This window comes from Flavobacterium sp. R1_16, from assembly GCF_057652095.1.
Genome location: NZ_JBYFCG010000005.1, coordinates 77,085 through 101,900, shown reverse-complemented (window position 1 = coordinate 101,900; position 24,816 = coordinate 77,085). Strand labels below are relative to the sequence as shown.

The following is a 24,816-nucleotide window of genomic DNA, read 5'->3' as shown; positions in this document are numbered from 1 at the left end:
TATGTCAAATATAGTTATAAAAGCAGAAAATATATCCAAACAATACCGTTTAGGAAGTGTGGGTACTGGAACTTTGTCACATGATTTAAATAGGTGGTGGAGTAAGATTAGAGGCAAAGAAGACCCTTATTTAAAAATCGGAGATTCTAATGATCGTTCTCAAAAAGGGGATAGTGATTATGTATGGTCGTTAAGAGATGTTAATTTTGAAATAAATCAAGGTGATGCAGTTGGTATAATAGGTAGAAACGGTGCTGGAAAAAGTACGTTGCTAAAAATTTTAAGCAAAGTAACAAAGCCAACCACAGGTAATATATACACTAAAGGGAGGATAGCATCTTTATTAGAAGTTGGCACTGGATTTCATCCTGAAATGACAGGCAAAGAAAATGTATATCTAAATGGAGCTATATTGGGTATGAGCAAAAAAGAGATAACCCAAAAGTTTGATGAAATTGTTGATTTCTCTGGAGTTGAACGTTACATCGATACCCCAGTAAAAAGATATTCATCTGGTATGTATGTGCGTTTAGCATTTGCCGTAGCAGCTCATTTGGAATCAGAAATTTTAATTATAGATGAGGTTCTAGCTGTTGGTGATGCAGAGTTTCAAAAAAAATGCCTGGGAAAAATGGGAGATGTAACCAGTAAAGAAGGACGAACAGTTTTGTTTGTTAGTCATAATATGGCAGCCGTAAAATCATTGTGTACAAAGGGTGTCGTTTTAGAGCATGGTAGAACAAAGTTTATTGGAGATGCTTCTTCAAGTGTGAGTGTTTACCTAGGAGGTGACAATGCTATGGAGTCTAATACTAAAGGTTACAAGGATATTTCTATAGACGGTGTTTTTAAACTTAATGCTATTAGTATAAAATCAAAAGAGCATTCCATTGACGAACCATTATTTGAAAACAAACAAATTCAGCTTATTACAGACATAGATTTTGATACTCCAGATCCGTCAAGATACCATATAACCTATCATTTGTATAATGAAATGGGAGAAGTTTTGTTTTCTTTTTATAATCCAGAAGATATAAAACTGAAGAGAGGACATAATAAAATAGAATGTGTTTTTCCAAAATATTTTTTTCAATCGGGTAATTTCAGTTTAGCAATTTTTATAGTAGAAGATAAAAGCAAAGCAATTTTCATCGAAAAAGATGTTTTTACATTTACTATTATTGATGGAGGTAGAGATTTTGGAGAATATATGGGTAGAGAACCAGGTTATATTAGACCTCAATTTGAATGGTATAATAGAAGTTTAATCGTTTAAATAGTACGTATTATTTTTAATTATAATAATGTATTCATATTAAATCAATTATGCAAAAAATAGACAGATCATTCCTATTTATAAAAAGCGCACTGAGTCTCGACAACCCATTTCACAGTATTGATGAAATTAAAAACTGGGTAGCTTTACAGAATGAAAAAATTAAAGTAAATGTTACTAAAATTGCTTTTGAAGAACTTGAGCAGTGGTCTTTTTCTAACGAAATCCTTAATTTGAGACATCAATCTGGAAAGTTTTTTTCTATCGATGGCATTGATGTCAAAACCAACTGGGGTTTGGTTTCCAATTGGCAACAACCTATAATAAATCAGCCCGAGATTGGGTATTTAGGATTTATTACTAAGGAATTCAACGGTGTTTTATATTTCTTATTACAAGCAAAAATAGAACCAGGCAATGTCAATTGTGTACAATTATCTCCTACTTTACAAGCTACAAAAAGCAATTATTCTAAAGTTCATAAAGGTAAAGCTCCAGCCTATTTAGACTATTTTGTTAATGCAACTCCTAATCAAGTTTTGTTAGATCAGCTACAGTCAGAACAAGGTGCCCGATTTCTTCGTAAGAGAAATAGGAATATTATCATAAAAATTGATGAAGATATCCCAGTGTTAGATAATTTTATTTGGCTAAGCTTGGCTCAGATAAAAGTATTAATGCAAGAGGATAACCTAGTAAATATGGATACTAGAACAGTTATTTCGGGTATTCCCTATGGAAGTTACAACAAACAAAGTATAGAAATACTTCATTTATTGCAGGAGCAGAATAATAGAACAGAAATAAGTTTTCAGTTTTTAAAATCAACTTTACAAAATTCAGGAGAGTTACATTCTTTTGATGATTTAATTCAGTTTGTTACCAAAAGAAAATCGCACTATGAATTGGAAGTAGTTAAAATACCAATTAAAAATATTGAAAACTGGGTTGTCGAAGACGATACCATCCATCATGTAGATAATAAGTATTTTAAAGTAATTGCAGCAAATGTTGAAATTGAGAACAGGGAAGTAGTAAGTTGGACTCAACCTATGATAGAACCTGCTCAAGAAGGAATTTGTGCTTTTGTATGTAAAGAAATTAATGGAGTACTGCATTTTATCGTTCAAACTAAACTTGAGGCTGGTAATTTTGATATTTTAGAGTTAGCACCAACGGTACAATGTCTTACTGGGAACTATAGAAATGCCCAAGGAATTGAACAAATGCCATTTCTAAAATATGTATTAGAAGTCAAGAAAGAAAATATTATTTTTGATACTTTGCAATCAGAAGAAGGAGGTCGTTTTTATAAAGAACAAAATAGAAATATGCTAATTCTAGCTGATGATACTATAAAAATTGAGCTTCCAGAAAACTACATTTGGATGACATTAAATCAAATGCAAGTATTTATTAAGTTTAATAATTATTTAAATATTCAAGCACGAAGCTTAATTGCAGCAATTTCATTTATTTCATGAAAAAAATTAGAATTGGAGTTTTAGGTTATGCAAGCATAGCTCAGAAAGCAATTATACCTGCAATTCAGGGTTTATCTGATTACTATGAATTTGTAGGTATTGCCACAAGAACGATAGAAAAAGCAGAAGAAATCAATTTAAAGTTTCAAGGCAAAGCATTTTCTTCCTATTCTCAAATTATTACTAAAAATACAATTGATGCATTGTATATTCCTTTGCCTAATGCCTTGCATTACAGATGGGTAAAATTTGGCTTAGAGAATGGTATACATATATTAGTAGAAAAATCAATGGCCTGTAACTTTGATGAGGTTGTAGAATTGAATGAATTGGCTAAAACAAATAATTTAGCTCTAGTAGAAAATTTTCAATTTCGTTTTCATAAGCAGCTCCATTTTATTTTAAATGAAATACAAAAAGGCACCATCGGTGAAATTCGAAGTATTCGAAGTTCATTTGGATTTCCTGCTTTTTCAGATTCAAACAATATTAGATATCAAAAAGAATTAGGGGGTGGAGCTTTACTTGATGCGGGTGCCTATCCTATAAAGTTGGCACAATTGCTATTAGGGCATGATGTCCAAATTGTGTCTGCTGTTTCTGTAATTCCTCTGGGAAATGAAGTTGATATATGGGGAGGAGGAATGATTAAACAAAAAGAAGGAGATGGATTTCTTCAAATGTCTTTTGGCTTTAATAATTTTTATCAATGCAATCTCGAAATATGGGGAAGTAAAGGTAAATTATCTACCAATAGAATTTTTACAGCCCCACCAGGATATTCTCCTGAAATAATTATTGAAACAGCACAAGGAATAGAAAAAATAGCTTTAGAACCAGACAATCATTATCAAAGAATGTTAGAATATTTTTATAATTGTACCCAAGATCAACAATTAAAAGCTGAGGAATACCAACAAAACATTCATCAATCCAGATTAATAGAAGAATTTAAAAAGAAATCAAATGAAGAATAAGAATATTTTTGTTACACAGCCATCTTTAGCCCCGTTAAATGAGTTTACAGATATTTTAAAAGGAGTTTGGGACAGAGGAATACTAACCCATAATGGTCCGTTAGTACAACAACTTGAAACCGAACTACAAAACACATTAGAGGTTCCTCATTTTACAATAGTTAACAATGGAACAATAGCATTGCAAATTGCCATCAAAGCATTAGAATTAGAAGGAGAAATTATTACTACCCCATTTACATGGATAGCAACAATTAGCGCCATAAAATGGGAAGGTTGTACGCCTGTTTTTTGCGATATTGAACCGAATACACTCAATATTGACCCTGCAAAAATCGAAGCTCTTATCACAGAGAAAACAGTAGCAATTATGCCAGTACACGTTTTTGGGACAGCTTGTAATGTGATTGAAATTGAAAGAATTGCAAAAAAATATAATTTAAAAGTAATATACGATGCTGCACATGCAATAGGCTCAACTTTTGAAGATCAAAGTTTACTATCATATGGAGATATTTCAGCGACAAGTCTTCATGCAACTAAGTTGTTGAATACAGCTGAGGGAGGCGGATGCATAACAAAAGATGTAGAATTAGATAAAAAAATAAAAAGAATACGTTTTTTTGGGCACAGTGATGACAAAACAGATATCATTGAAGATGGTTTTAATGGCAAATTAACAGAAGTCCACGCGGCATTAGGGTTAGCAAATCTTAAATATTATGATGAGGTTTTACAGGATAGAAAAATAAAATATCTTTATTACAAAGAAAAGTTAAAGGAATTGTCTAATCTTTCTTTTCAAGATATTTCTCAAGGAGAAACGAACTATTCTTACTTTCCAATTATTTTTGATACTGAAGCACACTTGTTGAAAGTAGAATCGGTACTTAAAGAAAATAATATTTTCCCAAGAAGGTATTTTTATCCTTCTGTAAATACATATACAAAAGTGGTTTCTTACCAATCCTGCCCTATTTCTGAGGATGTTTCAACTAGAATTTTGTGTTTGCCTTTGTATTTTAAATTAGAAATGGCAGAAATAGAGAAAATAATTACTTTGATAAAAGAGACTTTATGATAATTATTGGCGCTAAAGGATTTGCTAAAGAAGTTCTAGAGATTGTTATTCAGTTAGATGGATTACAAGATTTAGTATTCTATGATGATGTGAATTTCGATGCTCCTAATGAATTATTCAATCGTTTCAAAGTTATAAAGAGTATTGATGAAGCGATTATTTATTTTAAAACAGTCGATAATAGATTTACTATTGGAATTGGAAATCCAATTTTGAGAAAAAAAATGTATGATAAATTTTCAGGAATAGGAGGTATATATACATCAACAATAAGTAAACTGTCAAATATTGGGACTTTTGATGTTAAAATTGGTAATGGAACTAATATATTACAAGGTGCTATTTTATCAAATAGTACTGAGATTGGTTTGGGATGTATAATTTATTACAATTCAATAATTACTCATGACTGTGTTATAGGAGATTTTGTAGAGATATCACCAAGTGTAACTATATTAGGAAATTGTAGCGTTGGGGCATTTTCTCAAATAGGATCTAACGCTACTGTTTTGCCAAAAATAAAAATTGGAAGAAATGTAATAGTTGGTGCAGGAACTGTAGTAACTAAAGATATTCCTGATAATTGTCTTGTCGTTGGAGTTCCGGGTGTTATTAAAAAAATTAAAATCCCCATATAATTTTGATGTAGCTATAACTATTTTAATTAGAAATTACTTAATTAATTTTGAAAAAAAAAATACTTTTTTATTGCGATCAACCCGATTGGGCTTATGATATGATTCGGAAATTAGTATCAAATGATCTTGAGAATACTGCCGATTTTTATTATGATTATTGTTGCTGTCATGTTTATCATATAGAAGACGAGCCAGTATTACTTAAAATTAGAAAAGATATTCATAGAACCATTTCAAATTTCAAGGCTATTTTTAAAAAGGATGAAATATTTGATTTATCCTACAGACTTTTTTTCAATTACAAGGTAACACCCTTTTGGCAATCACATTTTACATACAAACTAAAAAAATACAAAAGAAAGGTATTGCCTTCTTGGAAAAAATACGATGTAATATTGTACTTTGATTTTTATTTTGATTTTTATGCTAACCTTCGTAGTGACGCCCCTAAACTTATAAAAGGGATATATACAGATTCGTTCCCCCCACAATGTCTAGAATTAGATTATAAGACAATATTAAAAAAGGGAAAAATTGATTTCCAAATCAATATTGATGATTTTTGCGACAAATATTTTGCAAATATAAATGTTCTAGCAGCAGGTTCACCTAAGGTTTTAGAGGACTTTAAAGGACTAAACATTGATAAATTTTTTTTAAATTATACTAACGAAGAGGCGTTCTATTCAATAGATAAAAATTATTCGAAAGAAAATTTGGTTATAGGTTGGACAGGAAATCCTAATAGAGAATTCAAAAATTTTTATAAAATAATAGTACCTGTTGTTGAGGAACTTCAAAATGAAGGATTCAATTTTATATTTAAAACAAGATTTGAAGGCCCCATGGAAACATTGCCCGCTTTCTACAATGATGTGGATTTGATTGTAATAACATCTGTTGGGGATTCTGGTCCATCATTATTTTCAGATGCATGCCTATCAGGGATACCCTCAGTATCAACAAGAATTGGTTTCCCAAATATTGTTATAGAAGATGAAATTAATGGGTTTTTTATAGAACCAACAAAGGAAAGTTTAAAGTTAAAATTGATTCATCTTTATAATAATAGAAACAAGTTAGAGTGTGCTTCCAAAATAATTAGAAAAGATTATCTCAGAAAAATGGGAAATCAAGTTTTGTTAGAAAACTGGAAGAAAGCCTTCGATTTAAAATAAATTTCAATGTGTGGAATAGTAGGATTAATACGTAAATCAACTACAGTAGAAAAAGTTGAAATAGAGAAAATGACCGATGCATTACAGCATCGTGGACCAGACGGATCTGGTTTCTATATTAAAGGTAGTATGGGTATAGGGCACCGTCGTCTCTCTATTATCGATTTAGAAGGCGGTAAGCAGCCCCTTTGTAATGAAAATCAAACGGTGTGGATTTCTTTTAATGGAGAAATATACAATTATCAAGAATTACGAGTAATATTATTACAAAAAGGACATCTTTTTAAGACAAATTCTGATACAGAAGTAATTGTGCATGCCTATGAAGAATGGGGAACCGAATGCGTAACAAAATTGAGAGGTATGTTTGCCTTTGCAATTATTGATAATAATAAAAATGAGCTTTTTCTTGCCCGCGATCATTTTGGTATCAAACCGCTTGTTTATGCGATTTCATCAGGAGTTTTTTGTTTTGCTTCCGAATTACAAGCACTAAAAAAAGTTAAAGGAATAGAATGGAGTATCAGTCTGGTTGCATTAGACCAGTATCTTCAGTTTCAATATATACCTGCGCCTAATACAATTTATAGCCAAGCTCATAAGCTACCACCTGCTCATTATATGCGTGTAAAATCTGATGGCACAATTCTAGAGAAAAAGAGATATTGGAAATTAGAATTTCGAGAGGGTAACATAAAAACAGAAGCGGAATGGTCTGAGGGTTTGTCAGATGTTATTAAAGATTCCGTAAAAGCTCATTTAGTGAGCGATGTACCGTTTGGAGCTTTTTTGTCAGGAGGAATAGACAGTAGTGCAATAGTTGGCCATATGGCTCAACAGATGTCACAACCGGTGAAAACTTTTAGCATTGGATTCAAAGAAGACGAATACAGTGAACTGAAATATGCTAGAATGGTTGCAAGAAAATGGCAAACAGATCATCATGAGGAAATAGTTGAACCAGATGCTTTATCTATTTTACCACAATTAGTAAAACATTACGGAGAGCCTTTCGGAGACAGCTCTGCAATACCTACATGGTATGTTAGTCGTCTTGCTCGTAAACATATAACTATGGCTCTTACAGGTGATGCAGCAGATGAATTGTTTGCTGGTTATAAAAGTTATACTAATAGTTGGAATAAACACATTAGTCCAATACCTGAACATTTGCCCAATTATAAAAAAGGCTTATATCCTTTTATGAATTTTTTGAATTCTCAAAAATATGCTATGCGAACGGCATCAACTAATGATTGGGTTAGGTACATACATTATTTTAATGATGGTTTCAGAAAACAACTTTGGAATAAAGATATATCCAATTCATTCAGTACCAATAACCGAAAGTTTATTGAGGATATTATGGAAGAAAGTAAATCATATGGTCATTTTCAAAAAGCTCAAACTATAGATTTTAATACTTATTTACCAGGAGATATTTTGACAAAAGTTGATGTAGCTAGTATGATGCATAGTTTAGAAACACGTACACCATTTTTAGATATAAAAGTAGTAGAATACGCAGCTACTATTCCCCAAACTTATAATATAAAAAAAATAAATGGGAATTGGGAAGGGAAATTGTTGCTAAAGAAAACACTAGAACCCATATTCCCAAAGGAGTTTATTTATAGATCAAAGATGGGATTTGCAGTTCCAGTTTCAGATTGGTTTGGCTCATTAGGATCTAAACAATTTGAGATTAAGGAACGAATATTGGACTCTCAAAACGGATTTACAGACTATTTTGACAGTAAGGCTTTAGAGAATGTGGCAAATGGAAATCATGCTGGACAAAAGTGGCTCTTACTTTTTTTGCAAGAATGGTTACAACAACAATAGTAAAACTAAAACAAATAAAAAAATCAGAATAGCTTTATAGTTAAAAATGCATGGAGAATCCTAAATGTATATTGATTGTTTTAAATACTACTGAAAGAGGTGGGGCAGAAACACAAGCGCTATATTTAGCGAAAGGATTGATTGAAAAGGGATTTCAAGTTCATGTTCTTTCTTTTGGTTCAAAAAAAGAATCATATTGGGAAAATTTCAAAATTGCTGGAGCAAAATTGTATTTAACAGGTTTTAATTCTAAACTAGTATTGCCTCCCTTCCATAGTCTCAAGGCATTTCTGATTTACTTGCAATATAATTTTAAGCTTATAAATATTGTTAGGTCAATTAATCCAGACGTAATTATTCCATTTACATACTTTCCGAATATTATTCTTGCACGTTGCTGGCGATTTACTAGAGCTAAAGCTTTGTATTGGAATCAAAGAGATGCTAGTTTAATGTTTCAGGGGAGGCCATGGGAGATAAAGGCATTGAAATCATGTACTGCAATTATTTCCAATAGTTATGAAGGGGAATTATTTTTAAAAGATTATATTAATAACTCTGTAAAAATTATTCACAATGGAGTTATTTTACCACCAAAAAAAGCTTCTCAATCTCCGGCAGAGAAGATAAGAATTATAATGGTTGCCAATTTACATGATTTGAAAGATCATTTAACACTTTTAAAAGCATGGAAAAGAGTAATCAGAGACAATACAAATGAGGAAATAGAATTGTTATTGGCAGGTAGAGATGGTAATATGGCTTTGGAAGTTAAACAGTTTATTAGTGATAATAATTTAAATGAAACTGTTGTTTGCCTTGGCGAGGTCTATGATGTTTCTACTTTGTTAAGTACTTGTCATATTGGAGTTTTTAGTTCTGTCAAGGAAGGATTGCCAAATGGTATATTAGAGTGTATGGCAGTTAATTTACCAGTTGTAGCAACTAAAATGAATGGTTCAAAAGAAGTTTTGGGCGATGATTATCCCTTTCTTGCTGATCCATATGATGAAATTACTTTTGCGCGAATGATTTTGGAATTAATTAATGATGTTAATTTAAGAGAAAGAATAGGCTTGCAGAACTTCGAAAGAATCGAAAAACATTTTGGAATTGATAAAATGGTAGAAGAATATATTTCAATGTTAAATAATTAAAAGAATGGTATTATTTTCAATTATTATTCCTTGTTATAATCAAGCTCATTTTTTAAAAGATTGTATTGATTCTATACAAGAGCAACAGTATCAAAATTGGGAAGCTATTATAGTGAACGATGGTTCACCGGATAACACTAATGAGGTTGTAAAACAATTAAATAAAGAAGATTCTCGTATTCGTTTGGTTGAGAAAATAAATGGAGGATTATCATCTGCCCGGAATAAGGGGATAGATGCTGCAGTAGGAAGTCATTTTATTTTTCTTGATGCAGATGATTTAATACTAAATGATTGTTTAGTTGAATATGAAAAAATAATTAATGATGGTCATGAGTTTATCCAAAGTGATTACTTGTGTTTCAGAGAAAATAGAAATGATGTACTATTCAGAAGAACTAACATACCTAAATACGATGATTTTTTAAAATCAATTTTGCAGGCAAATATTGGGCCAGTTAATGGTTTTGTAGTTTCTAAAAATATAATTACAACAGTGGGCTATTTTGATGAGAAGTTAACAAGTTGCGAAGATTGGGATTTTTGGATTAGATGTGCAAAATTAGGATTTAAACCTTTTGTTGTAAACAAGACATTGGCAGCTTACAGATTTGTTCCTGGTAGTATGGGAAAAAATGCTTTAAGAATGTTAGAGCAGGGCTTGAGGGTAATTAATTTTCACCATTTAAGCTCTGATTCTACCCAGATAAATTTGGAACAATTGAAGAAGAATATAGATTATTATAATGCAACAATTGAATATTTAATGTTTGCAACTGGAATAGCACTATTCAATAAAGAATATAATCAGCTTAAAATCATTAAACAAGATTACTTTGAAACGTTAACGGTTGATATTAGCTTTGTTGCTTGCTCTAAAATTTCAAATTATCAGACTTACAGAAATTTCAATTTACTTCAGTACTCCCTTTTTTATTTACGTAGTTTTAGAATGTATAAAGAATTCTTTTGTTACTTATCTAATAAAAATTTAATAAACCATACCAATAATAGGTATTTAAAAAAAATAGTACCAACACCCATAAATAAAATATTAAGTAGATTAAAACAGAAACTGACAAATTAATAATTTAGCTAGTTCAATGATAAAGCCCTATCTATCAATTATAGTTCCTGTATATAATGTTGAGGAATATATCCAAAAGTGCATAAATAGTATATTAAGCCAAAATTATTTAGACTTTGAGTTGATTTTAATTGATGATGGTTCTACAGATAATTCAGGCAAAATATGTGATAAATTTGCCTTTGAAAGCAAAAAGATAAAAGTTATTCATCAAGAAAATGGAGGACTTAGTAATGCCAGAAATACAGGAATAAAAAATGCCAATGGGCATTATATTTGGTTTATTGATAGTGATGATTGGATTGTAGAAAATGCATTTTCTATTATTGCCCAAGAATTAAAAGAAAATAATCTTGAAATGCTTGGATTTTATGAAACCCGATTCGTTGAAGAGCAAAATAAATTTCAAGAGCCTAGTGATTTAAAAAACATCCCACTAACAAAGGGGAGTCTCTATTTAAAAAAAAATGAGAGATTTGTCCCCGCAGCTTGTTTTTACATTTATAGCTCTGATTTTATAAATAGGAATCAATTTTGTTTTAAAGAAAAACTTATTCATGAAGACGATTATTTTAATTTAATTTGTTTTTCTAAAGTACAAAGAATAAAAAAAATTGATAAAGTCCTTTATAATTATAGAATTCGTAAAAATTCAATTATATCAAGCAAAGTTACATCGCAACGACTAATTTCTTATTTGGAAATAGTAAAGTTATGTAAATCATTAAAAAAATCTAATTTAGATATTTTTTTTATTGATACTAGTATACGTTTTTATTTAAGTCTTTTATTTATCCATTTATACAGATTTCAAGATAATAACAATATAGTTGAAGTATACAAAATAATAAATCAAGCTAAACAAATCATTTCTAAGCAAACATATTATCTAAAGGATAAAAGAGGTGTTTTTTTAGAAAAATTCATATATAATTTAAGTGCGAATTTATATTTTAGGTATATAAAATTTAGAATTAAAAATTAATTTATTAAACCTAATTTTTATCTAATAATAATTAATGATATCAATAATAACTCCGACTTATAATCGTGCCAGTATACTTTCAAGAGCAATTAAGAGTATATTAAATCAAACCTTTTTAGATTGGGAACTAATAATTGTTGATGATGGATCTGTCGATAATTCTAAAGAGTTGGTTTTATCATTTAATGATTCACGAATTCAATATATATATCAAGAAAATAAAGGTGTTTGTTTTGCAAGAAATCACGGAGCTGCAATAGCTAAAGGGGAATACATAACATTTTTAGATTCGGATGATTATGTAACACCATTTTGGCTAAGTAATTTTAATGAAATTCTATCTTCAAAAAAATCTGATATTGTTTTCTGTGATATGGATGTAATCGATTTAAATAGAAACACAAAAAAAATAGTTAGAGCGTTATATCCTTTTCTTGAAAATAAATATTCTGAAGATGGATTGTATTTAGCAGGAACATTTTGTGTCAAGAATTCTTTTTTTAAGGAATTAGGTGGATTTGATGAAAAAATAAAATTTGGAGAGTTTACGGAGTTTAGTTTCAGGTGCATGAAAAAAAATCCTTCTAAAAGTTTCACCCAACGAAATGGCTTCATCTATGAGGCATCACAAGAAGGCAGTAGAAATTCACATAATAAAATTGAAGCAAATCTTTATATAATTAATAAACATGATTGGTTTTTTAAACTTTATCCTCATGCTTTGAGATTATATTTTCAAAATATAGGTGTTGCTTATTCTCGTCTGTCAAATTGGTCTCAAGCACGTTTGTTTTTTTGGAAAGCTTATTGTATTCAGCCATGGAAATTTAAAACCTTAATTCGTTTTCTTATTAGTTTTTATCCTTATTTTGCAAAAAAAATTATCAGATAGTACATTGAGTAAAGTATTAAAAGATACTAGTCTAAATAGTATTTCCAATAGATGAAAGCAAAAAGTTCAGGAATTTTTAAAATTTATTAATTAAACTGCTTCAAATAAATTAAAGCTATGAGATTTGCTGGATTTATTATGACTTATGAACGAGAAACTATTTTGGTTGATACTATACAGGCAATATTTTCTCAAACATTAGCACCAGAGAAAATTCTTATTATTGATAATAGCTCAACGTATAATACTAAAGAATTAATTAAGAGTTTAAATAATCCAAAAGTTGGATACTATAGAGTAGGTTATAATTCAGGACCCGCTGGAGCTGCCAGAATAGGATTAAAAATGTTAGCAGAAGAAGGTTATGAATGGATTTATTGGGGAGATGATGATGACCCTCCAGTTTTTATAAATACTTTTGAAGTTTTAATAAAAACAGCTCTTTCTGACTCTAAGTGTGGATGCGTAGGAGTTGTAGGTCAGTTTTTTAACAGTAAGTCAGGATTTGTTAAACGAGTTCTGGATGAAGTTCTTAAAAATCAAGGCGTTATGGAGGTAGATACTATTGCAGGAGGAATGTCAAAAATTGTAAATAGAGATATGATTATAAAATTTAATATTTTACCGGATGAAAAATTGTTTTATGGATTGGAAGAATTAGATTTTGACATAAGAATTAAAAACTCAGGATATAAACTATTAGTTGATAAAAATTTTTATTTGAAGCATCGACTGAATTTTAATAGATTAGGTTTAGCTTCAAAAACTTTTCAAAAAAAATCAAATAAAGCTCTGTATAGAGAGTATTATTCAATGAGAAACGTTTTCTATATATTTTATAAAAACAATTTGAAGAGTGCTTTTATTATAGCTCTTTTATACTCTTTTTTTAAGCAGTTTCTCAGATTTAAGTATGGTTTTTCAATAGGCATAATTGGTTTTAAAATATTTTTCCTTGCATTATTTCACTTTTTAACTGGAAAAATGGGTTATAGAAAAATCAACATATAAAGTTTATTGTCAAAATAATTTTTAATAAATGGTCAAAATTTCTTCTTTTCTTTTGCAAGATGCTCCAAGATATCGAAAGAATTCTAAAAACAGTTTAAGGAGTTTGTTGTTTTCTCCAGGATTAAGATTTATGTTTACCATCAGGGGATGTCAATATTTTTCAAAATATAGTCCATTAGGAGCCTTATTTAGAATATGGAATAAACAGATGCAAGTAAAATATGGTTTACAGATATTTTATACTTGTAAAATAGGAAAAGGTTTGTTCATGGTGCACTATGGGACTATAGTAATTAATAATAAATCAACTATTGGTGAAAATTGTAATATTCATCAGGGAGTCACAATTGGCAACGTTAATCGAGGAAAAAATATGGGATGTCCTAAAATTGGAAATAGAGTTTGGATTGGAGCTAATGCAGTTGTTGTTGGGGGGATCACTATAGGGAATGATGTTCTAATTGCTCCTTTAACTTTTGTTAATTTTGATATTCCAGATAATGCTGTTGTAGCCGGTAATCCCGCAAAAATAATTAGTTATAAAGGGAGTGAAGGTTATGTAAATTATCTTGTCTCATGATTTTCCAAATTATTACAAAATAAACTCATGAAAATACTTATTACAGGAGCAGCAGGATTTATAGGAATGCATGCTGTATTAAAATTTGCTTCTTTAGGATATCAGGTAATAGGTTTAGATAATATCAATGCGTATTATGAAACCGACTTGAAGTATGCTCGATTAAAGCAATTAGGAATTAACAGAGATGATTTAGAATACAACAAAAAAGTTTCTGGAAATAAGAATATTCAGTTTGTTTTGTTGGACATACAAGATGCAGGAAATTTAAATTCTCTATTTGCAACTCAACAATTTGACATAGTAGTACACCTTGCAGCTCAAGCAGGAGTGCGCTATTCCATTACTAATCCAAGAGATTATATTGATAGCAACATTATTGGTTTTTATAATATTTTGGAAGCTTGTCGAAATTTTCCCGTAAAACATCTTGTTTTTGCTTCAAGCTCATCCGTTTATGGCAATACAGATTCTATTCCATTTTCTGAAAATCAAAGCACAGATTTTCCTGTGAGTTTTTATGCTGCTACCAAGAAAAGCAATGAAGTTATGGCCCATGCCTATGCTGATTTGTATCAATTGAAAATTACGGGCTTGCGTTTTTTTACAGTTTACGGACCATGGGGAAGACCTGATATGGCTCCTGTGTTGTTTGCTAAAGCGGGAATGGAACACAAGCCGATTAAGGTTTTTAACAATGGAGAACAAAGTCGAGATTTCACCTATATTGATGATATTATTCAGGGAATTGTTTTGGTCTCTCAAAGTGAATTGAAGGATAAGAAGTATCAAATTTTGAATATAGGAAAAGGAAGCCCCGTAGCTCTTATGGACTTTATACATCTTCTAGAACGAGAATTAGGAACCCCATTTCAATATGATTTTATGCCTCCTCAAAAAGGTGATGTAGTTACTACATATTCTAACACAAGTGAAATTGAGAAGTTAGGTTACAAAGCAACTACACCATTAGAACTTGGAATACCACAGTTTATTAAATGGTTTAAAGAATATTATAAGTAAAGCATAATCTCATCTTTTTTAATGAATCAACCAATAAAAGTTATTATTCTTACTGACGGTCAACTAGTAAAAAAATGGGTTGCAGATATTATTAGTTTTGTTTTTAATTCTCCAGATTTTATTGTTAGTGGAGTTGTTATAAATGAAGGTAAAAAGAATTCTAATTCTTCGTTGTTATACAGAGGATTGCGTTATTTAGATAGTAAATTATTTAAAGCAAAAAGCAATCCGTTTCAAACAATACCTTTAGATTTAGATACTTCGTTACTATATTCAACGACACCCATTCAAAAACAATTTAGTGATTGGTTGGATGAGGATTGTATTGCATTTTTAAGAGAAAAACAACCCGATTTAATTCTAAGATTCGGTTTTAGAATCTTGAGAGGACCGATCTTATCAATGCCTAAGTACGGAATATGGTCCTTACATCACGGTGATAATAAAGTTAACCGTGGAGGTCCTCCAGGATTTTGGGAAGTAGTACAACAAGAGGCTATTTCTGGAGTAACATTACAACAAATTACTGAAGATTTAGACGGTGGGAAAGTTATAGGAAGAGCTTTTACCAAGACTGATTTACTATCTTTTCATAGAAATCAGGTTAATTTATTTAAGACTGGTGTTCGCCTTTTTGAAGAAAAACTAAGGTGTTTGTCTCAAGGAAAATTACAAACTGAAAAAGAGCCATTTGATTTTTACAGCAATCCACTTTTTAAGAATCCTGATAATAAAAAATCATTTAGCGTTCTGTTTCATTTCGGAATTCGAATTTTAAAACGAACTTTCGAAAATCTTTTTTATGAAGAACAATGGATTATCAGTCATTCTAAAACAAACAATTCAGAAGAATCATTCTATCGATTCCAAAATCTAATTCCACCCAAAGGCATAAGTTGGGCAGATCCATTCCCAGTGTATTATGAAAACGAATTATGGTTGTTTGCCGAAGAGATAATCGGTAAAGGCTTAGGAAAAATAGTGTGTTTCAAATATTTAAAAGAAGAAAAGCGGTTTGGAAGTCCACAAACAGTGATACAAGAGTCATTTCATTTATCGTATCCTTTTGTTTTTCAGCACGAAAATTCATGGTATATGATTCCTGAGACAGGTGACTCAGGAAACGTGATTCTATATAAATCGGAATCGTTTCCTTACAAATGGAAAAAACAAAAAACGCTTTTTGAAGGAAAAAAATTATACGATGCTACTCCTTTTGAATACAATAGGAAATGGTATTGCTTTGCTTCAGAACGTTCGAAAGCTACATTAACTCCAAATGATTTATTGCAACTTTACATATTAGAAGATGGGCCTTTAGGTTCGTGGAAGGAACACCCTGTAAGTCCAATAAAAATTGATGTTAGAGGTGGTCGTTCCGCAGGAAAAATTTTTCAAAAAGAAGGAAGAACATTTCGACCGGCTCAGTTAGGTGCACCTAAATACGGATATGCCATTCAGATATATGAGATTTTACATTTAGATGAATTTAATTATGAAGAATGTTTGGTAGATACCATTTTCCCTAATTGGAGAAAAGAAAATTTAGCAACACATACTTTTAATCAAGCGGATGGTTGGCAATTTATCGATAGCCAACAATTGGTAAGAAAAATATAAATATGCGAATACTACTAGTTATAGATTCTTTTTTTACAGGTGGAGCTGAATTTTCTACTTTAGAATTGTTTAGTTATTTGAAAGACAAAGGAGAAGAAATCCTTATTTGTAAAACTAAAGAAATGCATCCTGAGTACAAACCTGAGGCTTTTGGATTAGATACTAATTTTATTCAGACATTACCTCAAGCAGGATTCAAAGCAAAAAGAAAAGCGCTGCAAAATATCATCACCGATTTTAAACCACATATAGTTCATTCCGTTTTGTTTAATTCTAATTTATTGGTTCGATCCATAAGAGTATTTGATAGTTCGTTCGTTCATGTAGAAAGTTTGGTTAATCACACTTATAGTTCTAATCGTTTGAATGAACCTGGAGTTACAAAATATAAATTAGAATTTTATAGATGGTTAGACAGAATAACTAGTTATTTTGGTACCGATCATTTTCATCCAAATGGATTTTCTGTGGCAGAACATTATCAGGAAGCACTTGGAATTTCTCCCAATAAAATGACTGTCGTTCACAGGGGAAGAAGAGGTGAAAATTATGAAGTTGCTTCATTATCAAAATCTGATTTTGGTATTCCTGAGAATCAATTGGTGTTGATTAATGTAGCGCGTCAAGAATATCAAAAAGGCCAAGATGTTCTTTTTGATGCTATTGCTCTTCTACCTAAAGATGTCTTAAATAAAATTCATTTGTTAATTGTGGGAAGAGAAGGAAAGGCAACTTCCTCTTTACAAAAACAAGTTCAAGATAAAGGAATAACTTCTTTTATTTCTTTTTTAGGACACAGAACAGATATTCCAGCACTTTTAAATATGTCAGATATTTTTGTTTTTCCATCTAGATTTGAAGGGCTTCCGGGTGTTTTAATCGAAGCTGAGGCTTCGGGATTACCTATTATTTGTACCCATTTATCTATGATGCTTGAAGTGGTTAGAGAGAATGAAAATGCTTTAACATTTGAAATAAATAATCAAGTTCAATTAGCTCAAGCAATAGAAAAATTAGTCAGTCAAACAGATTTACGAAGTCAATTTTCCAAAAAAAGTAAAGAGATTTTTAAGGAGAATTTTCAAATCGAATCAGTACACCAAAAGATGTATGATTTGTATCAAAAATTGATTCAAAAATGATTGTCTTTCAACTAATACAAAAACCACAGAAAAGAGGAGCTGAAATTTTTGCAGCCCAACTTTCAGAACAATTACAGAAATTGGGACATAAAGTGGTTCTAATTAGTTTGTTTGAAGGAGTTTGCGATTTGCCTTTTTCAGGCGAGATTATTCATTTGAATAGACCTTTATCAAAACGCTGGTATGATTTTGTTGGTTGGAGAAAATTAGCTCAGTTAGTAAAAGAATATAAACCTGATTTAGTTCAGTGTAATGCTGGTGATACACTAAAATTTGCGGTTTTGTCTAAACAAATATTTGGTTGGGAATCTTCCGTTATAGCCAGAAATGCGAGTACGGTTAGCGGTTATATTAAATCACAAAGTACAAAGATGATTAACGAATTTTTGTATTCTAAAACAGATGCAATTATTTCGGTTTCGGAACATTCTAAGAACGATTTGAATCAATTATTTCCAGCTACTAGAAATAAAACTACGGTAATACCCATAGGAGTAGAAAAGCAAATTATTCATAAAGTGGATTGGAAAAATAGTAATGAGGCATCCTATAATATCATTCATATTGGAGGCTTTACTTTTGAAAAAAATCATAAGGGATTACTAACTATTTGGAAACTATTTTTGGAAAAAGAACCCAATGCTGTTCTCCATCTTCTGGGAGACGGTCCTTTACGAGAAGAAATCGAAAGTTTAGTAGAATTGGAGGGTTTACAATCAACCGTTCTTTTTTATGGATGGGTTGCTAATCCCTTAGATTATATTGTTAAAGCAGATCTGCTAGTACTTCCTAGTATTATTGAAGGGTTACCCGGAGTTCTTTTGGAAGCAATGTATTGCAAAACAGTAGTAGTTGCAAATAACGTAGGTGGTATTTCTGAAATTGTAAAACCTCATGAAACAGGATTCTTAGCAGATAAAGGAGATGATGAAGGATTTGCATCATTAATGAAAAATGCGATAGATTTAAAAACTACTGCTATTTCTGATAAAGCTTATAATTTAGTAGAGGAAAATTTTAGCAATGAGTATATTGCTAAACAATTTGAAAAGATCTATTCAAAAATAAATAAAAAAGTAAATGTTATTTAATTCTTTAAATTTCGCCATTTTTTTACCAATAGTTTTTATTCTATACTGGTTTGTTATGAATAGAAGCTATAAGCTTCAAAACATATTACTCCTAGTTTCTAGCTATTTTTTTTATGCTTGTTGGGATTGGCGTTTTTTATTTTTGCTTATTTTTTCAACGGTTTTAGATTATTACACAGGTTTAAGAATGTCGGATGCTCAAAATCAGAAAAGTAAAAAATTTTGGTTTTGGCTCAGTATCTCCATTAATTTAGGTTTTTTGGGAGTCTTTAAATATTACAATTTTTTTATTACTTCTTTCGCAGATGCAATTTCAAATTTTGGATTTCAGATTAATCCTTGGACTTTAAAAGTAATTCTTCCTGTTGGAATTTCTTTTTATACTTTTCATGGACTTTCGTATGTAATTGATATTTATAAGGACAGGATAAAAGCTGAAAAAGATTTTGTTGATTATTCTGTTTTTGTTAGCTTTTTTCCTCTATTAGTTGCTGGTCCAATTGAGAGAGCAACACATTTATTACCACAGATACAAAAGCAAAGGTATTTCGACTACGATAAAGCTGTTGATGGACTAAAACAGATTTTATGGGGATTATTCAAAAAAGTTGTAATAGCCGATAATTGCGCCAAATTTGCAAATATTATTTTTGATAATTATACAAACTATTCGGGTAGTACGCTTTTATTAGGTGCTGTTTTTTTTGCTTTTCAGATTTATGGTGATTTTTCTGGATATTCGGATATAGCATTAGGAACCGCAAGGCTTTTTGGAATAGATTTATTAAGAAATTTTGCATTTCCATATTTTTCTAGAGATATTGCTGAATTTTGGAGACGTTGGCATATTTCACTCTCTACTTGGTTTAGAGATTATTTATATATTCCCTTAGGAGGTAGTAAAGGAGGAACATGGCTAAAAGTGAGAAATACATTTATTATTTTTTTAGTTAGTGGTTTTTGGCATGGTGCAAATTGGACTTTTATTGTTTGGGGATTTCTCAATGCTCTTTACATAATGCCTTCAATAATTTTTAATACTCATAGAAATAATTTGAATAGTGTTGCACAAGGTAAAAACTACCCAACATTTAAAGAGTTTACATCGATAATAATTACTTTTTTATTAACTGTTTTTGCTTGGATTTTTTTTAGATCCAATACAATAGATCAAGCTTTTCATTATATCCTAGGAATATTCACTACTTCATTATTTAGCATCCCAGTTTTTAAATCGATGATGTTAAGTATTCCTACACTAATTTTACTTACAGTATTTCTTTTAATAGAATGGAATGGAAGAGAAGAACAATATGCGATTGCAAAATTATTTAATAGTAGGACAAAGGCTTTTAGATGGGCTTTCTATTACATAATACTTATTGTATTGTTCGTTTTTGCGGGTTCAGATCAACAATTTATTTATTTTCAATTTTAAGTATGAAAAGATTCATAAAATATTTTTTATTTTTTATAGTTCCAATATTTTTATTTTCATACTTTATAGATATTTTTTTATCAAATCATTTGAAAAAATCAAATAAAGATGCATTTGGAGAATTTTCTACGTGGAATGATTTATATGATGGAAAAATTAATTCTGATATTCTTATTTATGGTAGTTCTAGGGCATGGAGACATATAAATCCGACAATGATTGAAGATAGTTTACATATATCTGCATATAATTTAGGAATTGATGGTCATAACTTTTGGTTACAAAATTTAAGACATACTATTCTTTTAGAAAAGAATAAAACCCCAAAATTAATTATTTATTCACTTGATTTATTTACTCTAAAAAAGAATAAAGATTTATATAATTCAGAACAGTTTTTACCTTATATGTTGTGGAATAGGGAAATTAAGGAAGCCACAATTGGTTACAATGGATTTAATTCTTGGGACTATGAAATTCCATTAATCAGATATTATGGTAAATATTTCGAAATTATTAAAGCAGGGTATTTATTTATTAATCCTCAACACAATAAGGTCAAAAGGGTAAAAGGATATCAAGGTCAAGAAGAGTCTTGGAATTCTGACTTTGATAAAGTAAAATCAAAGATGAAAAATATAGAGATTCCACTAGATAACAAAACAATAGTATTATTTGATAGATTTCTTAGAGAGTGTAAATCCCAAAACATAGAAATTTTATTTGTATATAGTCCTGAATATATTGAAGGACAGAGATTTGTTAAAAATAAATATCAAATAATATCTATATATAGAAAGTTTAGCAAGAAGTATAATATACCTTTTTATGATTATTCTAATGATTCGATGTCATATAAAAAAGAATACTTCTACAATGCCCTTCATCTCAACAAAACTGGAGCAGAATTGTTTACAAGCAGACTTATTGATACGCTTAAAAGTACGAATCTTCTAAAGACATTAATTAAAAATTAATTATAAAATAAGCAGAAAAATTGTAAACAAAGCCTCAATACAAAACCAAAGTAGGGATAGTAATAATTATGGAAAAAATTAAAGTACTTCACATTATCAAATCACTAGGTCGGGGGGGAGCAGAAATGTTACTACCAGAAACGCTAAAGCAACACAATCAAAGTCAATTTGAATTTTATTATATTTATTTTTTACCTTGGAAAAATCAATTAGTTGAAACTATAGAAAAAGCAGGAGGAAAAGTGACTTGTTTTCCTGCTAGAAACAATATCCAATTGATATTATGTTTCTCGAATATCATAAAATATTGCAAAGAGAATCAAATACAAATTATACATGCTCACTTACCTTGGGCTGGTTTCTTGAGTAGATTAGTACATATATTAACTAAAATTCCAGTTATATATACCGAACATAATTTACAAGAAAGGTATCATTCTATAACCAAGTACATTAATAAATGGACATTTAATTACCAAACTCTTGCTATTGGAGTTTCTAATGATGTTACTCAATCCATACAAAAAAATATAAATCCCAAAATAACCTGTAAAACAGTTCTTAATGGAGTAAATACAAAAAGTTTTGTACGATTGAATGGAGAGGAACGAATGACCATAAGAAAACAATTTGGAATTCCGGAAGATGCAATAGTCATTGGAACAACTGCTGTTTTTCGTTTTCAAAAACGTTTAGATAAATGGATGAAAATTATGCAAACTACCATAGATAAAAATCCAAATATTTACGGAATAGTTATTGGTGCTGGAATTTTGGAGGAGGAAATTAAAGCCAAACATAAAGAGTTGAATTTAGAATCGAAAGTATTTTTTGCGGGTTTGCAATCTCATGTTAAACCTTATTATGAAGCGATGGACATTTTTATGATGTGCTCTTCTTTTGAAGGTTTGCCGATAGCTTTACTTGAAGCAATGAGTATGAACTGTGCAATAGTTTCAACAAATGCGGGAGGAATCAAAGAAGTACTCCGTCACGAAATAGATGGTCTTATGGTTGATGTTGATGATTGGGAAAAGCTCTCAATTTCAATCTTGGAATTAGCTGAAAATCCTGCTAAAATGTCTCATTTACAATCTAAGGCTAGAAGTAGAGTCGAAGCCTCTTTTAGTATAGGTGTTATGGTTCAAGAACTCGAAACTCTATATCTTACTCATAAAATATGATAATAAAGCAAGCTTCTGTAAATGATATTCCTAATATTGTTGAATTACTAAAATCGAGTTTGGGAGAAAGTTTAATTAAAAAGTCTTCTATTGTTTGGAATTTCAAGCATGTGGACAATCCGTTTGGTTTTTCCTATGTTTTAATAGCAACTGAAAATGAATCTTTTGTAGGAGTAAGGGCTCTTATGAAATGGAATTGGCAATTAGAGAACCAAGTTTGGGTTGCCTACAGAGCAGTTGATACAGCAACTCATCCTGATTTTCAAGGTAAAGGAATTTTTAAAAAGCTTACTTTACAAGCATTAGAAGATGTTGAAAAAGAGCAAGAAACTTTTGTGTTTAATACACCTAACGATAAAAGTCGTCCAGGATATTTAAAAATGGGTTGGGTCATAGTCGATGCTTTACCAATTTCAATAATACCAACAATACCATATTTTTTTCTTTCTATTTTTAGAAAAAAAGGGTTAAAAACTAACCAGATTCAAGCTGCAAGATTAGATGAACTTTGTAAACATTATAATCATGTTTTGTCGGAAAAAAAAGTCATCTTTACACCGAAGTCGACAGCATATTTGAAATGGCGTTTTGAAGAGAATCCCATGCAAAAATATCACGTAGTTTCTACTAATGATTGGTATATTGCAATGTATATAAAAGGACATCGTTTTTTTAAAGAGTTAAGAATAGTTGAAATTATTAGTACCAACAAGAATGGACATAAAAAGGAGATACGAAATACTATAATAGATTATGCTATTCAAAATAGATGTTGGATCGCTACATTGGCAGATAAAGATTTATTTAAGCTTAAGCTGTATGGTAAATTCGGGCCAAAATTGACATTTAAGTCACTTACAAAAGATGCTTTTTTTGTAAACAAAGCTCTTAATATTAATACTTGGAAATATAGTTTAGGGGACTTAGAATTGTTTTAGATGATAAATTTTGATTTTCTTATTGTTTTTATCTTGCTTTTTGGAATAAATCGAATATTATTGGTTCAATTGTCAAAAAAGTATTCTTTTTTTGATAAGAGTTTAATGAACAAGTTGTATTGGTATCATCTTGCTTTTTTTATTATCTATTTTATATATGGTATTTATAATAGGTCTGACTCGTTAAGATATTATGAAGTAGCCGAAGTAATTTCAGGCGAATGGTCCGAACTTTTTTTTACGGGTACCAGATTTATTAGCTTTTGTGCTTTGCCATTAATTTATTTAGGGCTTTCATTTTCCTCAGTAATGCTTATTTATGCATGGATGGGTTATATTGGCTTTGTATTTGCCTACCTGTATTTTAAAGAAAATATCCCTATTGATGTAAAAGTTTTTGGACGATTTGATTTGCTTACTCTTCTATTGTTTTTACCAAACATGCATTTTTGGACGGCATCTTTAGGTAAAGGCTCAATGATTTTTATGGGGTTGATGCTATTTACTCAAGCAATTAAATTTCCACAAAAAAGAATAGTAGTTCTGGTACTAGGTGCCTTTTTTATTTATATGGTGAGGCCACATGTTATGCTTTTTGTTTTGGTTGGGGTTATGATAGGAATTTTAACCGGAAGGGGAAAAATTAGCACAGGAATAAAAGTTCTAGTCTTACTAGCCTCAATAGGGTTTTTAGCAGCAGCGAGCAGTTCTATTTTAGCTGTTGCAAAATTGGAAAATTCTGAAAATGTTGTAGATGATTTTCAACAGTTTACTGAAACAAGTGCAGAAAGGCTTGAATCATCAGCCGATTCCGGTGTTTCTATGGCTAATTATCCATTACCCTTAAAATTATTTACTTTTTGGTTTCGCCCTTTGTTCATTGACTCACCGGGAATTGTCGGTCTTTTTAGTTCAGCTGAAAACTTAATTTATTTATTGTTATTTGCAAAAATATTTAATAAACGTTTTACGCGTTTCATAATAAGAGCACCATATATGGTTAAGATGTCAGCTATTGTTTTCTTATTATCTTCATTTGCATTAACATTTGTTATGTCTAATTTAGGAATTATAATGCGACAAAAATCAATGGTGATGTATTTTGGATTCTTTGTAATTTATTATTTCTTGGCTCAAGAAAAGTGGCAACAAATTCAGAAAGATAAACAAAGAATCAATTCTATGTCTGCTGCTGTCTAACTAAATTTA

General features: G+C 30.3%; 22 protein-coding genes. All 22 read left to right on the top strand.

All coding sequences use genetic code 11. The features are described from left to right. Position 1: 1 nt before the first annotated feature. The 22 genes from AC23L6_RS09565 (at position 2) to AC23L6_RS09460 (ending at position 24,807) form a co-directional block, all read left to right on the top strand. On the top strand, positions 2-1,279 hold the full coding sequence (locus AC23L6_RS09565; protein ID WP_487561951.1) for an ABC transporter ATP-binding protein: 1,278 nt from the start codon (positions 2-4) through the stop codon (positions 1,277-1,279). A gap of 50 nt (positions 1,280-1,329) precedes the next feature. After that, positions 1,330-2,763, top strand: a complete 1,434-nt coding sequence (locus tag AC23L6_RS09560) for an NDP-hexose 2,3-dehydratase family protein (RefSeq protein WP_487561950.1) — start codon at positions 1,330-1,332, stop codon at positions 2,761-2,763. Next, positions 2,760-3,740 (top strand): Gfo/Idh/MocA family protein, encoded by a 981-nt coding sequence (locus tag AC23L6_RS09555; protein WP_487561949.1) that lies wholly within the window; start codon positions 2,760-2,762, stop codon positions 3,738-3,740. Before AC23L6_RS09560 ends, AC23L6_RS09555 begins: the two co-directional genes overlap by 4 nt. Next, positions 3,730-4,821: a DegT/DnrJ/EryC1/StrS family aminotransferase gene (locus AC23L6_RS09550; protein ID WP_487561948.1), complete on the top strand. Its 1,092-nt coding sequence runs from the start codon at positions 3,730-3,732 to the stop codon at positions 4,819-4,821. The genes AC23L6_RS09555 and AC23L6_RS09550 overlap by 11 nt, the downstream gene beginning before the upstream one ends. Beyond that, positions 4,818-5,459 carry an acetyltransferase gene (locus tag AC23L6_RS09545; RefSeq protein WP_487561947.1) on the top strand — a complete coding sequence of 214 codons (642 nt, stop codon included), beginning with the start codon at positions 4,818-4,820 and terminating at the stop codon, positions 5,457-5,459. The genes AC23L6_RS09550 and AC23L6_RS09545 overlap by 4 nt, the downstream gene beginning before the upstream one ends. A gap of 47 nt (positions 5,460-5,506) precedes the next feature. Continuing rightward, entirely contained in the window at positions 5,507-6,637 is a 1,131-nt protein-coding gene (locus tag AC23L6_RS09540; RefSeq protein WP_487561946.1) for a glycosyltransferase, read from the top strand. Between the two features lie 6 nt (positions 6,638-6,643). Continuing rightward, the gene (gene asnB / locus AC23L6_RS09535) at positions 6,644-8,482 is read left to right on the top strand and encodes an asparagine synthase (glutamine-hydrolyzing) (RefSeq protein WP_487561945.1); all 1,839 of its coding nucleotides are present in this window, start codon (positions 6,644-6,646) and stop codon (positions 8,480-8,482) included. Between the two features lie 50 nt (positions 8,483-8,532). Further along, complete coding sequence (locus AC23L6_RS09530; protein ID WP_487561944.1) at positions 8,533-9,639, top strand: glycosyltransferase family 4 protein; 1,107 nt, start codon at positions 8,533-8,535, stop codon at positions 9,637-9,639. Positions 9,640-9,643: 4 nt separating this feature from the next. Then, a complete protein-coding gene (locus AC23L6_RS09525; protein ID WP_487561943.1) occupies positions 9,644-10,726 on the top strand; it encodes a glycosyltransferase family 2 protein in 1,083 nt (360 codons plus the stop codon). Positions 10,727-10,742: 16 nt separating this feature from the next. After that, positions 10,743-11,711, top strand: a complete 969-nt coding sequence (locus AC23L6_RS09520) for a glycosyltransferase (RefSeq protein ID WP_487561942.1) — start codon at positions 10,743-10,745, stop codon at positions 11,709-11,711. Between the two features lie 34 nt (positions 11,712-11,745). Beyond that, a complete protein-coding gene (locus AC23L6_RS09515) occupies positions 11,746-12,603 on the top strand; it encodes a glycosyltransferase family 2 protein (RefSeq protein ID WP_487561941.1) in 858 nt (285 codons plus the stop codon). Between the two features lie 117 nt (positions 12,604-12,720). After that, positions 12,721-13,614: a glycosyltransferase gene (locus tag AC23L6_RS09510; RefSeq protein ID WP_487561940.1), complete on the top strand. Its 894-nt coding sequence runs from the start codon at positions 12,721-12,723 to the stop codon at positions 13,612-13,614. Positions 13,615-13,642: 28 nt separating this feature from the next. Then, the gene (locus AC23L6_RS09505; protein WP_487561939.1) at positions 13,643-14,194 is read left to right on the top strand and encodes a serine O-acetyltransferase; all 552 of its coding nucleotides are present in this window, start codon (positions 13,643-13,645) and stop codon (positions 14,192-14,194) included. A gap of 27 nt (positions 14,195-14,221) precedes the next feature. Further along, complete coding sequence (locus AC23L6_RS09500; protein ID WP_487561938.1) at positions 14,222-15,217, top strand: NAD-dependent epimerase/dehydratase family protein; 996 nt, start codon at positions 14,222-14,224, stop codon at positions 15,215-15,217. A 21-nt stretch (positions 15,218-15,238) separates the two neighbouring features. Further along, positions 15,239-16,837, top strand: coding sequence for a glucosamine inositolphosphorylceramide transferase family protein (locus AC23L6_RS09495; protein WP_487561937.1), 1,599 nt, complete (start codon positions 15,239-15,241; stop codon positions 16,835-16,837). A 2-nt stretch (positions 16,838-16,839) separates the two neighbouring features. Then, positions 16,840-17,979: a glycosyltransferase family 4 protein gene (locus AC23L6_RS09490; protein WP_487561936.1), complete on the top strand. Its 1,140-nt coding sequence runs from the start codon at positions 16,840-16,842 to the stop codon at positions 17,977-17,979. Next, positions 17,976-19,070: a glycosyltransferase gene (locus tag AC23L6_RS09485; protein WP_487561935.1), complete on the top strand. Its 1,095-nt coding sequence runs from the start codon at positions 17,976-17,978 to the stop codon at positions 19,068-19,070. The genes AC23L6_RS09490 and AC23L6_RS09485 overlap by 4 nt, the downstream gene beginning before the upstream one ends. Next, a complete protein-coding gene (locus AC23L6_RS09480; protein ID WP_487561934.1) occupies positions 19,060-20,508 on the top strand; it encodes an MBOAT family O-acyltransferase in 1,449 nt (482 codons plus the stop codon). Before AC23L6_RS09485 ends, AC23L6_RS09480 begins: the two co-directional genes overlap by 11 nt. 2 nt (positions 20,509-20,510) lie before the next feature. Then, a complete protein-coding gene (locus AC23L6_RS09475; RefSeq protein WP_487561933.1) occupies positions 20,511-21,485 on the top strand; it encodes an SGNH/GDSL hydrolase family protein in 975 nt (324 codons plus the stop codon). Between the two features lie 68 nt (positions 21,486-21,553). After that, on the top strand, positions 21,554-22,669 hold the full coding sequence (locus AC23L6_RS09470) for a glycosyltransferase (protein WP_487561931.1): 1,116 nt from the start codon (positions 21,554-21,556) through the stop codon (positions 22,667-22,669). Continuing rightward, positions 22,666-23,607, top strand: a complete 942-nt coding sequence (locus tag AC23L6_RS09465) for a GNAT family N-acetyltransferase (protein WP_487561930.1) — start codon at positions 22,666-22,668, stop codon at positions 23,605-23,607. The genes AC23L6_RS09470 and AC23L6_RS09465 overlap by 4 nt, the downstream gene beginning before the upstream one ends. Before the next feature lie 270 nt (positions 23,608-23,877). Beyond that, the gene (locus tag AC23L6_RS09460; protein WP_487561929.1) at positions 23,878-24,807 is read left to right on the top strand and encodes a hypothetical protein; all 930 of its coding nucleotides are present in this window, start codon (positions 23,878-23,880) and stop codon (positions 24,805-24,807) included. The last annotated feature ends 9 nt before the right edge of the window (positions 24,808-24,816 follow it).